At 45.6% G+C, this 14,174-nt stretch carries 13 protein-coding genes; all 13 read left to right on the forward strand.

Features of this window, described 5'->3' with window-relative positions; translation table 11 throughout:
• Window positions 1-18 precede the first annotated feature (18 nt).
• The 13 genes from lspA (at window position 19) to ACO03U_RS08400 (ending at window position 14,064) form a co-directional block, all read left to right on the forward strand.
• Window positions 19-480: a signal peptidase II gene (gene lspA, locus ACO03U_RS08340; protein ID WP_202625827.1), complete on the forward strand. Its 462-nt coding sequence runs from the start codon at window positions 19-21 to the stop codon at window positions 478-480.
• On the forward strand, window positions 477-1,385 hold the full coding sequence (locus ACO03U_RS08345; protein ID WP_161869246.1) for an RluA family pseudouridine synthase: 909 nt from the start codon (window positions 477-479) through the stop codon (window positions 1,383-1,385). Before lspA ends, ACO03U_RS08345 begins: the two co-directional genes overlap by 4 nt.
• Window positions 1,386-1,634: 249 nt before the next feature.
• On the forward strand, window positions 1,635-2,168 hold the full coding sequence (gene pyrR, locus ACO03U_RS08350) for a bifunctional pyr operon transcriptional regulator/uracil phosphoribosyltransferase PyrR (protein WP_161869245.1): 534 nt from the start codon (window positions 1,635-1,637) through the stop codon (window positions 2,166-2,168).
• Window positions 2,169-2,188: 20 nt separating this feature from the next.
• Complete coding sequence (uraA, locus tag ACO03U_RS08355) at window positions 2,189-3,466, forward strand: uracil permease (RefSeq protein WP_204686895.1); 1,278 nt, start codon at window positions 2,189-2,191, stop codon at window positions 3,464-3,466.
• 53 nt (window positions 3,467-3,519) lie between these two features.
• Window positions 3,520-4,452, forward strand: a complete 933-nt coding sequence (locus tag ACO03U_RS08360) for an aspartate carbamoyltransferase catalytic subunit (RefSeq protein ID WP_161869243.1) — start codon at window positions 3,520-3,522, stop codon at window positions 4,450-4,452.
• A 39-nt stretch (window positions 4,453-4,491) separates the two neighbouring features.
• Window positions 4,492-5,775 (forward strand): dihydroorotase, encoded by a 1,284-nt coding sequence (locus ACO03U_RS08365; RefSeq protein WP_204686896.1) that lies wholly within the window; start codon window positions 4,492-4,494, stop codon window positions 5,773-5,775.
• A complete protein-coding gene (locus ACO03U_RS08370; protein ID WP_204686897.1) occupies window positions 5,776-6,852 on the forward strand; it encodes a carbamoyl phosphate synthase small subunit in 1,077 nt (358 codons plus the stop codon).
• A complete protein-coding gene (carB, locus tag ACO03U_RS08375) occupies window positions 6,852-10,037 on the forward strand; it encodes a carbamoyl-phosphate synthase large subunit (protein WP_204686898.1) in 3,186 nt (1,061 codons plus the stop codon). Before ACO03U_RS08370 ends, carB begins: the two co-directional genes overlap by 1 nt.
• Before the next feature lie 132 nt (window positions 10,038-10,169).
• Window positions 10,170-10,967 (forward strand): dihydroorotate dehydrogenase electron transfer subunit, encoded by a 798-nt coding sequence (locus ACO03U_RS08380; RefSeq protein WP_161869239.1) that lies wholly within the window; start codon window positions 10,170-10,172, stop codon window positions 10,965-10,967.
• Window positions 10,968-11,903 (forward strand): dihydroorotate dehydrogenase, encoded by a 936-nt coding sequence (locus ACO03U_RS08385; RefSeq protein ID WP_161869238.1) that lies wholly within the window; start codon window positions 10,968-10,970, stop codon window positions 11,901-11,903.
• Window positions 11,900-12,616: an orotidine-5'-phosphate decarboxylase gene (pyrF, locus tag ACO03U_RS08390; protein ID WP_204686899.1), complete on the forward strand. Its 717-nt coding sequence runs from the start codon at window positions 11,900-11,902 to the stop codon at window positions 12,614-12,616. Before ACO03U_RS08385 ends, pyrF begins: the two co-directional genes overlap by 4 nt.
• The gene (pyrE, locus tag ACO03U_RS08395) at window positions 12,613-13,254 is read left to right on the forward strand and encodes an orotate phosphoribosyltransferase (RefSeq protein ID WP_161869236.1); all 642 of its coding nucleotides are present in this window, start codon (window positions 12,613-12,615) and stop codon (window positions 13,252-13,254) included. The genes pyrF and pyrE overlap by 4 nt, the downstream gene beginning before the upstream one ends.
• Window positions 13,255-13,350: 96 nt before the next feature.
• Window positions 13,351-14,064 carry a carbonic anhydrase family protein gene (locus tag ACO03U_RS08400; protein WP_423104582.1) on the forward strand — a complete coding sequence of 238 codons (714 nt, stop codon included), beginning with the start codon at window positions 13,351-13,353 and terminating at the stop codon, window positions 14,062-14,064.
• Window positions 14,065-14,174: the final 110 nt, after the last annotated feature.

Raw genomic sequence — 14,174 nt, forward strand, 5'->3', positions numbered from 1 at the left:
ATAAAGGAGTTTACCATTTTGTTTATCTTACCTTTAATATTAGCAGCCCTGTTAGTCGTGGCTGATCAACTTGTCAAATTTTGGATTGTAGGAAATCTTGCTCTAGGTGAGACCACCACGTTGATTCCCAAAGTCCTCTCATTGACTCACTATCAAAATGATGGGGCAGCCTGGAGTATTCTAGCCGGGCAGATGTGGTTTTTTACCCTTGTGACAGTGATTGCCGTGCCTGCTTGTGGCATTTTGCTTTGGCGAAATCGTCACGGCAGTAAATTTTATGCCCTCGGATTGGGTCTGGTGATTGCCGGAGCCGTGGGGAACTTTATTGACCGCCTGCGACTAGGTTACGTGGTGGATATGTTCCAGACTGATTTTATCAGTTTTCCCATCTTTAATGTTGCCGATATGTGTTTAACCATTGGTGTAGCCATCATCTTTATTTATGCCATGTTTGAAGAACGCTTTAAGGAGAAAAAATGAAAGAATTAATTACACTGACTGCAGAAAAAGATTTGGGTCGCATTGATAAATTATTAGGTGCTCGCTTAACCGATTATAGCCGTTCGCAAGTCCAACAATGGTTAAAAGAACAACTTGTTTTAGTAAACGATGTCCCGGTGAAAGCAAACTATAAAGTGAAAAAACAAGACCTTATCAAAATTGAAGTCCCTGAGCCCCAAGAATTGGAGCTGATTGCCGAAAACATTCCTCTTGAGATCGTCTATCAAGATGAAGATGTAGCCGTTATCAATAAACCTCAAGGCATGGTGGTCCATCCTTCAGCGGGCCACCCTAATGGGACTTTGGTCAACGCTTTGTTATACCATCTCAAGGATTTATCTTCAATCAATGATGTGGTCCGTCCGGGGATTGTCCATCGTATCGACAAGGATACTTCCGGCTTATTGATGATTGCCAAAAATGATGCCGCCCACTTATCTTTAGCACAACAGCTAAAAGATAAAACGAGTCTGCGGCGCTATGTCGCTCTGGTTCACGGCAATATTCCCCATGACAAAGGGGTGATTGAGGCTCCCATTGGTCGATCAAAAGTCGACCGTAAGATGCAGGCGGTAGTGGAAGATGGCAAAGCAGCAGTGACCCATTTTGAAGTATTGGAACGCTTTGGTGACTATACCTTGATTGAATTGCAACTAGAAACCGGACGGACCCACCAAATCCGGGTTCATATGGCGTATATCGGCTACCCTGTGGCCGGTGACCCCGTCTACGGGCCGAAGAAGACTTTAAAAGGCCAGGGGCAATTTTTGCATGCAAAATTGTTGGGCTTCAAACATCCGCGAACTGGCGAGGAGATGGTCTTTGAAGCTCCGCTACCGGCGATTTTCCAAAAAACTTTAGCACAACTAAGAAAAAAAGATTGATTTTTAAATCAGAAACGTGTATTATTGGTTTAGCAAAAAAACAACATATTGAAACCTTTAATTTAGTCCTGTGAGGCTGAGAAGGATTGGGTAAGCGAGACTTGGTGCGCCAAGAAACTTTACTTGCCTGAAGACGAGTGTACCTAAAATAACTGGGACACTGTAACCAAAGTCGGAAAACAAACCTCTTGTCCAACATGGGCAAGAGGTTTTTTGTATGGGAATGATTAATTATTTGGAGGGGACATTATGTCACAAAAAGAAGTAGTTGACGCGGTTACCATGAAACGTGCTTTGACGCGGATTGCCTATGAAATTATCGAACGAAATCGTGGTTTAGAAGATTTGGTCTTAGTAGGGATTAAGACTCGAGGGATTTTTATCGCCCAACGGATTGCCGAACGGCTGAAGCAGTTGGAAGATATCGATGTACCAGTAGGAGAGCTAGATATCACCTTATATCGTGACGATGTGAAAGCAGGGGAACTGGAAGATCCTGAAGTGCACTCCTCCAGCATTCCCGTCGCTTTAGAAGGAAAAGAAGTCATTGTAGTAGATGACGTGCTTTACACCGGCCGGACCATCCGTGCTGCTTTGGATGCCATCATGGACTTCGGCCGTCCTAATAAAATTCAGTTAGCCGTCTTGGTCGACCGGGGGCATCGGGAATTACCGATTCGTGCGGATTATGTGGGAAAAAATATTCCCACCGCTCAAGCTGAAGCAATTATCGTCGAAATGGAAGAAAATGACGGTCAAGATCGCATCTTGATCGAAAAATAAACGTATAGGAGTAGTCACTTATGGCAAAGGAATTTCACAATGATGATGTCGTCTTAGATATCAAAGACAAACCAAAAGCCCTACCTTGGTTAGGGTTATCCATTCAACATCTGTTTACAATGTTTGGAGCCACCGTCCTCGTACCAATCTTGGTGGGAATCGATCCTGGTATTGCCTTGGTTAGTTCAGGCTTAGGGACATTAGTCTACTTGACCGTCACCAAAGGGAAAATACCGGCATACCTGGGTTCCAGTTTCGCCTTTATTGCAGCAATGAAATTATTAATGTCCACCGATGGTTATCCTGCAATCGCTCAAGGGGCGATCACGACTGGGTTGGTTTACTTGATTGTTTCACTAGTTGTGAAAAAAATCGGCTCTGCTTGGATGGATAAAATTTTACCGCCAATCGTAGTGGGACCCGTCATCATGGTAATTGGCTTGGGCTTAGCGGCCAATGCGGCCAATAACGCGATGTTTAACGACGGCCAATATGATTACAAATTTCTCTTGGTGGCTTTGGTTACCATGGGAATTACGATTTTCTTCAATATGTTTTTAAAAGGTTTTCTAGGCTTAATTCCTATCTTGCTGGGAATCATCGCAGGCTATCTCTTCGCTTTACTGATGGGGATTGTCGATACCCAACCGATTATCGATGCTGCTTGGTTTGCTCTGCCAAACTTTGAAATTCCCTTTGTGAACTACGAACCGAAATTTTACCTTAGTGCCATCATTACCATGGCGCCCATCGCTTTTGTCACCATGACGGAGCATATCGGCCATCTGATGGTCTTAAACAAGCTGACCAAACGAAACTTCTTTCAAGATCCTGGTTTAAACCGTACCTTGCTAGGGGATGGGTTAGCCCAAATCGTGGCTGGGTTAGTCGGTGGACCGCCAGTCACAAGCTATGGTGAAAACATCGGCGTTTTGGCAATCACCCGCGTCCACAGTGTCTTTGTTATCGGCGGTGCGGCAGTCTTAGCCGTCATCTTAGGCTTTGTCGGCAAACTTAGCGCCTTGATCTTAAGTATTCCCAACCCAGTGATTTCCGGTATTAGCTTTATTCTGTTTGGGGTCATTGCAGCAAGTGGCTTGAAAATCTTGATTGAAAATAAAGTCGACTTTGACAAGAAGAAAAACTTGCTGATTGCTTCAGTAATTTTGGTTATTGGGATTGGTGGATTGTATGTCGAAGCAGGCACCTTTACCTTATCTGCGATGGCCTTAGCAACCGTGCTAGGAATTGCCTTGAATCTGATTTTGCCAGAAACATCTCGTAGTGAAAAAGCTTAAAGCTAGCGAACAAAACTTGGCACAATGACACATCATCAACAGGGGGAACAACGATGATCATCCAATCGGAACGTATCAGTTTAAAACATTTATTAAGTGTCGAAGCGCTGTCGGATCAAGAAGTAATGGGGCTCATTCGCCGAGGCCGTGAATTCAAGCAAGGCGCCAAATGGACCCCAGAAAAAGATCAGTATTTTGCGACAAACTTGTTTTTTGAGAATAGTACCCGAACCCATAAAAGCTTTGATGTAGCTGAAAAAAAATTAGGGATTGAAGTTATCGAGTTTGATGCTGGTCACAGTTCGGTGCAAAAAGGCGAGACCCTCTATGACACCGTCTTAACCATGTCAGCATTGGGAGTGGACGTAGCAGTGATTCGCCATGGGGATGAAGCGTACTACGATGAGTTAATCGAATCGAAAACGATCCAGTGCGCTATCGTCAACGGTGGCGATGGCAGTGGCCAACATCCTTCCCAATGTCTCTTAGACTTAATGACCATTTATGAGGAGTTCGGTCATTTTGAAGGGTTGAAAGTAGCGATTGTGGGGGATATTACTCATTCGCGAGTTGCTAAATCCAATATGCAAATGTTGAAACGTTTAGGGGCGGAAGTTTACTTCTCGGGACCAGAAAGTTGGTATGATCCTAGTTTTGAAGTTTATGGGCACTATTTACCACTAGATGAACTCGTTTCTATGGTAGATGTCATGATGATGTTACGGGTCCAACATGAACGCCATACAGATGATGAAGAGCAGGGATTTACCAAAGAAGGCTACCATCAACAATACGGTTTGACCTTGGAACGGGGGAGCAAGATGAAGCGGGGAGCCATCATTATGCACCCAGCCCCCGTCAATCGAGATGTGGAATTGGCCGATGCGCTAGTCGAAGGCATCCAATCCCGGATCGTCCAACAAATGACCAACGGCGTTTATGTACGCATGGCCATTTTAGAAGCAATTTTAACTGGTCGGGCGTAAGCTGCAACCACGATATAACAATAAACGGAGGGCATAGACATGAAAACCTTAATCAAAAACGGCAAAATCAATTCCTTTGACAATCAATTAATTGATGCAGCTATCTGGATCGAAGAAGGGCTGATCAAAGCCATAGGTACCGATTTTGCAGAAGAAGCGTTCGATAGGGTATACGATGCCCAAGGACAATTGATCACGCAAGGTTTGGTGGATGTCCATGTCCATTTTCGAGAACCTGGTTTTACTTATAAAGAAACGATCAAAACGGGTAGTGAAGCCGCTGCACGGGGAGGCTTCACCACCGTCTGCGCCATGCCTAACTTAAATCCAGTACCAGATACTCCCGAAAAGCTCAAAGCAATTTACGACTTAATCGCAAAAGACGCTGTGGTGAACGTCTTGCAGTATGCACCGATAACAGCAGATCTTCGCAGTGAAGTATTAACCGATATGGCCGCCTTAAAAGCGGCGGGAGCTTTTGCCTTTACCAATGATGGCGTCGGTGTACAAACGGCAGGGACCATGTACTTGGCTATGAAAGAAGCAGCAGCAAACGACATGGCTGTGGTCGCCCACACAGAAGATGAATCCTTGTTATTCGGTGGAGTGATACATGCTGGAAAACGAGCCTCCGAATTGAATTTACCGGGAATCTTAAGCGTCACTGAATCCTCACAAATTGCCCGGGACTTGCTTTTAGCGGAAGCGACGGGGTGCCATTACCACGTCTGCCACGTCTCTACGAAAGAAAGTGTCCGAGTGATTCGAGATGCGAAAAAAGCCGGTATCAAGGTGACTGCAGAGGTTTCTCCCCATCACTTGATTTTATGTGAGGAGGATATTCCAGAAGATTTCGGATATTGGAAAATGAATCCTCCTTTGCGAGGTAGTGAGGATCGAGAAGCGTTGATTGAAGGCTTATTGGATGGGACTTTAGACTGTATCGCCACCGATCATGCCCCCCATGGTTTTGAAGAGAAAAATCAGAGTTTTCTAAAGGCTCCTTTTGGTATCGTAGGTTCGGAATACGCCTTTCAATTAATCTATACCCACTTCGTCAAAAATGGCCGTTTTACTTTAGAGCAAGTGATCGATTGGATGGTGGTAAAGCCTGCCGCTATTTTCGGGCTGAACACTGGCCGTTTGGAAGTCGGCCAACCCGCTGACTTAGCAGTTTTTGCCATCGATGAATCTTATACTATCGATGACAAAGAATTTAAATCCCTAGGAGTCAACACACCGTTTGTGGGGTGGGAGAATTATGGGGACACCATATTTACCTTTGTAAAAGGACAACCAGTTTGGCAAAAGGGGAGTAAGTAAATGAAACGATGGTTAATATTAGAAGATGGCACCTATTTTGAAGGAGAAGGCTTTGGCGCGGCTACCAATGTTTCTGGTGAAATCGTCTTTACCACCAGCATGACCGGCTACCAAGAGACCATCACCGACCAAAGCTTTAATGGACAAATCATCACCTTCACCTATCCGATGGTGGGAAATTATGGGATCAACCGTGATGATTACGAATCGATTGCCCCTACTTGTAAAGGGGTCGTGGTAAAGGAACATGCGCGCCGGGCTAGTAATTGGCGCAATCAGATTACCTTAGACGAATTTCTAAAGCGCAAAGAAATTCCCGGAATTGCCGGCATCGATACCCGGGCCTTGACTCGCAAAATTCGCCAACACGGAACGATGAAAGCCTCGATTGTTTCCGAAGAGGATTTCACCCATGCCTACGACCAGTTAAAGGCGGTGGTCTTGCCTACCAATCAGGTGGAACAAGTCTCTACTTCAAAACCTTACCCAAGTCCTGGTATCGGTCATAATGTGGTGGTTATCGATTTTGGGTTGAAACACTCAATCCTACGGGAACTATCCCGTCGCAATTGTAATTTAACAGTTTTACCATACAATACGCCGGCAGAAACCATCTTGGAGCTGGCTCCTGATGGGGTAATGCTTACTAATGGCCCCGGCGATCCTAAAGATGTCCCAGAAGCCATTGAAATGATTCAAAAGATTCAAGGAAAAGTTCCAATTTTCGGGATTTGTCTGGGCCATCAATTATTTGCCTTAGCAAATGGGGCAGATACTTACAAATTAAAATTTGGACACCGAGGTTTGAACCACCCAGTAAGGGAAATTGCTACCGGGCGAATCGACTTTACCTCACAAAACCACGGCTATGCAGTCGATGGGGACTCCATTGACCCTGAACGTTTGTTAGTCACTCACGTTGAAGTCAACGATGGGACCATCGAAGGCGTGCGTCACAAAAAGTACCCTGCCTTTACCGTACAATTTCACCCAGATGCAGCACCTGGTCCCCACGATGCCTTGCATTTATTCGACGAGTTCATCGAAATGATGGATGCGACAAAGGAGAAGAGATAATGCCAAAACGTACAGATATCAAGAAAATTATGGTGATCGGTTCCGGTCCGATTATCATTGGGCAAGCTGCCGAATTTGATTATGCCGGAACTCAGGCTTGTCTCGCCTTAAAAGAAGAGGGCTATGAAGTGGTTTTGGTGAACTCAAATCCAGCTACCATCATGACCGATAAAGAAATCGCCGATAAAGTCTACATCGAACCCATCACTTACGAGTTTGTCTCACGAATTCTGCGGAAAGAAAATCCCGATGCGCTTTTGCCAACTTTAGGCGGGCAAACTGGGTTAAATATGGCGATGGAACTGGCGGAATCCGGTATTTTGGACGAGTTAAACATTGAACTCTTAGGGACCAAACTCTCCGCCATCGACCAAGCCGAAGACCGGGATCTCTTCAAACAGTTGATGGAAGATTTAGGCCAGCCAATACCCGAATCTGAAATCGTCTCTACGGTGGAAGAAGCGGTGACCTTTGCCAACCAAATCGGGTATCCGATCATCGTGCGACCGGCTTTTACCCTCGGCGGAACTGGTGGCGGGATGTGTGATAACGAAGAAGAGCTGCGGACTATTGCTGAAAATGGCTTGAAGCTTTCTCCGGTAACTCAGTGCTTGATTGAGCGCTCCATTGCCGGTTTTAAAGAAATCGAGTACGAAGTGATGCGGGACTCCGCTGACAATGCAATCGTTGTCTGCAACATGGAAAACTTTGATCCAGTGGGGATTCATACAGGGGATTCCATCGTCTTTGCTCCAAGCCAAACTTTGAGTGACTACGAGTACCAAATGTTGCGGGACGCGTCCTTATCGATTATTCGCGCCTTGAAGATTGAAGGGGGCTGTAACGTTCAGCTAGCCTTGGATCCTCATAGCTTCAATTATTACGTCATTGAAGTCAATCCTCGAGTCTCTCGTTCATCAGCCTTGGCCTCAAAAGCGACAGGGTATCCGATTGCTAAGTTAGCCGCTAAAATCGCTGTTGGTCTAACCTTGGATGAGATGAAGAATCCCGTCACTGGCACCACATACGCTGAATTCGAACCAGCCTTAGACTATGTTGTCGCAAAAATTCCTCGTTGGCCGTTTGACAAATTTGAAAGTGGCGAAAGACAACTGGGAACTCAGATGAAAGCCACTGGAGAAGTGATGGCGATTGGTCGCAATATCGAAGAGTCTCTGTTAAAAGCTGTTCGTTCATTAGAAATCGGCACCTATCACGCGGAAATTGCAGAGTTTGCTGCCGTTAGTGACGCTGAGTTGACCAAAAAAATGGTGCGCGCGCAAGATGATCGCTTGTTTTATGTCACAGAAGCAATTCGCCGGGGCTATCCAATCGAAGAAATTGCTGATTTGACTAAGATTGATCTCTTCTTCTTAGACAAACTCTTGCACATTGTCGAAATCGAGCAAGCATTAGCCGCAGCCCCCGGAGATATTAATGTCTTAAAGCAAGCCAAACAGCATGGTTTTGCTGACCGTAAAATCGCTCAACTTTGGAACCTGACAGAGGCTGAAGTTCGTCAGCTACGTCATGAGGAAAAGCTGCTGCCGGTCTTCAAAATGGTTGATACGTGCGCCGCCGAATTTGAATCGGAAACACCATACTTCTACAGCACTTATGAATTTGAAAATGAAAGTATTCCAACCAAAAAACCGTCCGTTTTGGTCTTAGGCTCGGGACCGATTCGGATTGGTCAAGGGGTAGAGTTTGACTATGCCACCGTTCATTCAGTCAAAGCCATTCAAGCTGCCGGTTATGAAGCCATCATCATGAATAGCAACCCAGAGACAGTCTCAACCGACTTTTCAATATCCGATAAACTCTACTTTGAACCGCTGACTTTGGAAGATGTTATGAATGTGATTGATTTGGAACAGCCAATCGGTGTCATCGTCCAGTTTGGGGGCCAAACAGCCATCAACTTAGCGGAACCCTTGGTAAAAAATGGCGTTAAGATTCTCGGTACCGCTATTGAAGACTTGGACCGAGCAGAAAATCGTGATTTGTTCGAACAAGCTTTGAAACAGTTAGATATCCCTCAACCACCAGGGGATACCGCTACAAACAAAGCCGAAGCAGTCGCCATCGCCCAACGAATTGGTTACCCCGTCCTCGTACGGCCAAGCTATGTCTTGGGTGGTCGCGCGATGGAAATCGTCGAAAATCAAGCAGACTTGGAAAACTATATGGAGACGGCGGTGAAAGCATCACCAGAACATCCAGTCTTAGTGGATAGTTACTTAACTGGTTCTGAGTGTGAAGTCGACGCCATTTGTGACGGGGAAACGGTTTTGATTCCAGGCATTATGGAACATATCGAGCGGGCAGGGGTCCACTCAGGAGACTCCATGGCGGTTTATCCCCCACAATTTATGTCAGAAGAAATCAAAGGGACGATCGCTGATTATACTCAAAAGCTAGCAATCGGCTTAAACTGTATCGGTATGATGAATATCCAATTTGTCATTCATGAAAACAAAGTCTATGTCATCGAGGTCAATCCACGTGCTAGTCGGACCGTACCATTTTTGAGTAAAGTCACCGGAATTCCAATGGCACAAATCGCAACCAAAGCGATTCTTGGGACGAAACTGAAAGATTTAGGCTACCAAAACGGGCTTTATCCAGAAGATAAAAATGTCCACATCAAAGCCCCAGTCTTCTCCTTCACGAAGCTTTTGAAAGTGGACACCTACTTGGGACCAGAAATGAAATCCACTGGGGAAGTCATGGGTTCTGACCGCAGTCTTGAAAAAGCACTGTACAAAGCATTTGAAGCCGCTGGACTAAAAATTCCTGACTATGGTGCCGTCTTGTTTACGATTGCCGATGATGCCAAAGCAGAAGCCCTGACCTTGGCACAGCGGTTTCAAGAAGTCGGCTTTAGCATATTAGCGACTAGTGGTACAGCCCAATACTTTGAAGCACAAGGCTTAAGGGTCAAAACAATCTGCAAGATATCTGAGACCGCTTGTGATGAAAATGTGATTGACTTGATTCGCAGTGGCAATACACAAATGGTCATCAACACTATGGATAAAAATCGCCAAGGGACATCTGAGGATGGGTTTATTATCCGACGGGAAGCTGTGGAACATGGCGTACCATTGTTCACTTCACTGGATACGGCGGATGCAATCTTAAAAGTCATGGAAGATCGGGCGTTTGCTACTCAAGCAATTTAAGATAATCGAACAATAACATGCTGAAAGCTGTTTTTCCCAAAGTTAGAAAGCTTGGGGGAAGACAGCTTTCGCTAAGAATCATGACACCGTCACTCAAATGATGGCAGGATACAGGAAAAAGGGGCGTTTTGATTGAAACAAGAAATGATGAATATCACGGCACAACGCCAATTAGCTCCTCGGATTTATGAGCTCACCTTACAAGGGGAATTGGTGCAAGAAATGACGACAGCTGGCCAGTTTTTGCATATCCGAGTACCACAAGCAGACTTGCTGTTACGGCGACCGATTAGTCTGAATCAAGTGGATTTAACTAACAATACTTGTCGGATCATTTACCGCACAGAAGGAGCCGGCACCAAGGCTTTTGCCGAACTAAAAGCCGGGGACCAATTAGATGTTCTCGGGCCTTTAGGTCATGGCTTTGATCTGTCAAAAATAACGGCTGGCGATCTCGTCTACATTGTCGGGGGTGGTATCGGAATTCCACCTTTATACGAGCTTTCTCGGCAGCTCTTGGCACTAGGCGCCCAGCCCGTCCACTTTTTAGGATTCGCTAGTCAGGAAGTGATGTATTACCAAGAAGAGTTTCTAGCCTTAGGGGAATGCCGTTTTGCAACCGATGATGGCAGTTTTGGCGTACAAGGCAACGTCGGCAATTTGTTGTTAGCCGCGATGCATCACCCCGACTATGAAACTAAGCAACCAGCAGCAGTCTTTGCATGTGGCAACAATGGGCTGTTAAAAACCGTCGACCAACTCTTCCAAAATCATCCCAACGCTCAAATTTCCATGGAGGCTCGAATGGCTTGTGGTGTAGGCGCCTGTTACGCTTGCGTCTGTCATGTAGCTGATGATGATACGGGACAAAAAAGCTTGAAGGTCTGTGACGAGGGTCCTGTTTTCCCTGTCGGAAAGGTGGTTATCTAAATGGCAGAGACGCTACGAGTAAAATTGCCGGGATTGGATTTAAAAAATCCTATCATGCCAGCCAGCGGGTGTTTTGGCTTTGGTAAGGAGTACGGGGATTATTATGACCTCAATGAACTAGGCTCCATCATGATTAAAGCTACCACCCCTAAGGCTCGTTTTGGCAATGAAACACCACGGGTCGCGGAGACTCCTAGTGGGATGTTAAACGCCATCGGTTTGCAAAATCCGGGGATGGAAGTGGTGATGGCTAGCTATTTGCCAGAACTAGCCAGAGACTATCCCGAACTACCAATTATTGCCAATGTGGCTGGTGCTTGTGAGGAGGACTATGTCGAAGTCTGCGCTCACATAGGAGATGCCCCCAACGTCAAAGCTATTGAATTGAACATTTCCTGTCCCAATGTTCGTCATGGTGGCATTGCCTTTGGTACGGATCCTGAAGTTGCAGGTCGTTTAACGGCAGCTGTGAAAAAAGTGGCGAAAGTCCCTGTTTATGTAAAACTTTCTCCTAACGTAACTGATATTGTACCGATTGCTAAAGCGGTGGAAGCCGGTGGCGCGGATGGCTTTACCATGATCAATACCTTGTTGGGAATGCGGATTGACTTACAGACTCGTAAACCGATTTTGGCAAATCAAACTGGGGGCTTATCTGGTCCAGCGATTAAACCAGTCGCGATTCGGTTGATCCACCAAGTGGCGAGCATCTCCAATTTACCGATCATCGGGATGGGAGGCGTGCAAACCGTGGATGATGTCTTGGAAATGTTTATGGCCGGGGCCTCTGCAGTAGCAGTGGGTACGGCAAATTTCACGGATCCATGGATTTGTCCGAAATTAATACAACAATTACCCCTGCGGATGGCCGAACTGGGGATTACCAGCTTGGAGCAATTGATCCGAGAAGTACGAGAGGAGAAAAAACGCGCATGAATCGACCAATTATTGCCTTAGACTTTCCTGACTTAGGAAGTGTTCAATTGTTTCTCAAAAAGTTTCCTAGCCATGAAAAATTATTTGTAAAAGTCGGAATGGAGCTCTTTTATGAAGATGGCCCAGAAGTGGTACGCTACTTAAAACGTCAAGGCCACGATATTTTTTTGGATTTGAAATTACATGATATTCCCAACACTGTCGAAAGTGGAATGCGCCGAATTGCTGGCATGGGCGTCGCGATTACCAATGTCCATGCGGCAGGCGGAACGGAAATGATGGCGGCTGCCTTGCGTGGACTGGAAGCTGGTAAACCAGCAGGCGCAACACGGGCGAAATTAATCGCTGTCACCCAGCTAACTTCGACCTCTGAAAAGCAAATGCAAGCAGATCAACTGATTGCAGCCAGTCTTGAAGAGAGCGTCCGTCACTATGCCCAATGTGCTCAAAAAGCCGGACTCGATGGGGTAGTCTGCTCTGGTCAAGAAGTTGCCGCTATCAAAAAGGCTACCGATGCAGGATTTATTTGTTTGACACCAGGAATTCGCCCAACTGGTGCAGCAGTTGGGGACCAAAAGCGGGTTATGACTCCTGGTGCTGCCCGCGAAATCGGCGCAGATTACATCGTGGTGGGTCGGCCAATCACACAGGCTGCTGACCCTTATGACGCTTATACTCAAATCAAAAAAGAATGGAATGGTGTTGCTAAATGACAAATCAATCGATTGAAGCTGCAGTTGCAAAAGACTTATTAGCTATTAAGGCCGTCTTCTTAAGTCCCAATGATCCTTTTACCTGGGCCTCTGGGATTAAAAGTCCGATTTATTGTGATAACCGGATCACCATCAGTTACCCAAAAGTGCGTAAACAAATCGCTCAAGGCTTAGCTGCGAAAATTAAAGCAGCCTATCCTGATGTAGAAGTCATTGCTGGTGCGGCTACTGGTGGTGTACCTCACGCTGCCTGGGTGGCAGATATTTTAGATTTACCAATGGTTTACATCCGAGCAAAAGCCAAAGATCATGGTAAAGGCAATCAAATCGAAGGGCGTATCGAAAAAGGTCAAAAAATGGTAATTATTGAAGACTTGATCTCTACCGGCGGTTCGGTTCTAGGGACAGCTGAAGCAGCCAAACGAGAAGGAGCTGATGTTTTAGCCGTTGCTGCAATTTTCACCTATGAACTTCCCAAAGGCCAAGCCAATTTTGAAAAAGCTGGCATTCCTTTGTTAACCTTGACGAATTACTCCACCTTGATACAAGCGGCGTTGGAAACCAACTACATCAATGAAGCAGACTTGCAATTGTTGCAACGGTTTAAAGAAGATCCAAACGGCTGGTTGCAAGCTTGAGCACTTTTTTTGCTGGAAAAATATTTTAGGGGTAAACTGGCACAACAGGTTCTTGGAATTCATCTTGTTTTGCAGGATTAGGAGAGGAGGATGGAGATGGTCAAACGAAATATGGATGTGCCCTGGAGTTACAGTGGCGCCAACGGTCCTGAGTACTGGCATACCTTGTGTGACTGGTATGCAGAAGGCGCAACCTTTCGCTATCAGTCGCCTATTCACCTGCGACATGACGCAGCTAGCCAGATAGTGGATTCATCTGAAGCAATCTCCTTTCATTACCAGACAGAAAGGTTTACCGAAAAAGAATTTAAAAATACGATTCACTTCATTCCCTTTGAATGTGACAGCTATGTGACCTTCAATAACGTGGATTATGCGTTGACAGATATTCATTATCATCTGCCTAGCGAGCATTGGATCGATGGCCAACAGCAATCAGTAGAAATTCATTTGGTGCATATGGATAAAGAAGGCAATAACCTCGTCGTTGGTGTCTTATGCGAAATTGCTCCAGAAATACTGGCCGAGGGACCTTTGCGTCAATCAGCAGTGTGGGATTTGGATCGCCATTTAGAAGTGTTTGATCCAAGTGTCTTTTTACCAAAAACACGTAGCCATTTTCACTATGTCGGATCATTAACGACACCTCCCACCAAAGGGCCCATCAACTGGTTTGTTTTTGATGAAATCGCCCAACTTTCCCGTGCTTTCCTCTCTCAGTTTCAAGAGGAAATCTTGCAAGGAAACAACCGACCATTGCAGGAGTTAAAAGGACGCGACGTCTATTATTTTCCAGATAGAACCGAATAGTTTATTGACAATCGCAGGGCTTGCTTTTAGCGAGTGCCTTGAATTGGATAAAAGGACAAAGAAACAGCAGAACTTCAATATTTGAAGCACTGCTGTTTTTTTAGTGGATA

The organism is Enterococcus diestrammenae, assembly GCF_049384045.1.
Classification (GTDB): domain Bacteria; phylum Bacillota; class Bacilli; order Lactobacillales; family Enterococcaceae; genus Enterococcus_C; species Enterococcus_C diestrammenae.

Excerpts from the sequence above, each read along its gene's own strand:
- pyrE (WP_161869236.1), top strand. The coding sequence starts at position 12,613 with ATGACAAATCAATCGATTGAAGCTGCAGTTGCAAAAGACTTATTAGCT.
- ACO03U_RS08360 (WP_161869243.1), top strand. The coding sequence starts at position 3,520 with ATGATCATCCAATCGGAACGTATCAGTTTAAAACATTTATTAAGTGTC.
- ACO03U_RS08385 (WP_161869238.1), top strand. The coding sequence starts at position 10,968 with ATGGCAGAGACGCTACGAGTAAAATTGCCGGGATTGGATTTAAAAAAT.
- ACO03U_RS08400 (WP_423104582.1), top strand. The coding sequence starts at position 13,351 with ATGGTCAAACGAAATATGGATGTGCCCTGGAGTTACAGTGGCGCCAAC.
- ACO03U_RS08345 (WP_161869246.1), top strand. The coding sequence starts at position 477 with ATGAAAGAATTAATTACACTGACTGCAGAAAAAGATTTGGGTCGCATT.
- ACO03U_RS08370 (WP_204686897.1), top strand. The coding sequence starts at position 5,776 with ATGAAACGATGGTTAATATTAGAAGATGGCACCTATTTTGAAGGAGAA.
- carB (WP_204686898.1), top strand. The coding sequence starts at position 6,852 with ATGCCAAAACGTACAGATATCAAGAAAATTATGGTGATCGGTTCCGGT.
- ACO03U_RS08365 (WP_204686896.1), top strand. The coding sequence starts at position 4,492 with ATGAAAACCTTAATCAAAAACGGCAAAATCAATTCCTTTGACAATCAA.
- pyrR (WP_161869245.1), top strand. The coding sequence starts at position 1,635 with ATGTCACAAAAAGAAGTAGTTGACGCGGTTACCATGAAACGTGCTTTG.
- uraA (WP_204686895.1), top strand. The coding sequence starts at position 2,189 with ATGGCAAAGGAATTTCACAATGATGATGTCGTCTTAGATATCAAAGAC.
- pyrF (WP_204686899.1), top strand. The coding sequence starts at position 11,900 with ATGAATCGACCAATTATTGCCTTAGACTTTCCTGACTTAGGAAGTGTT.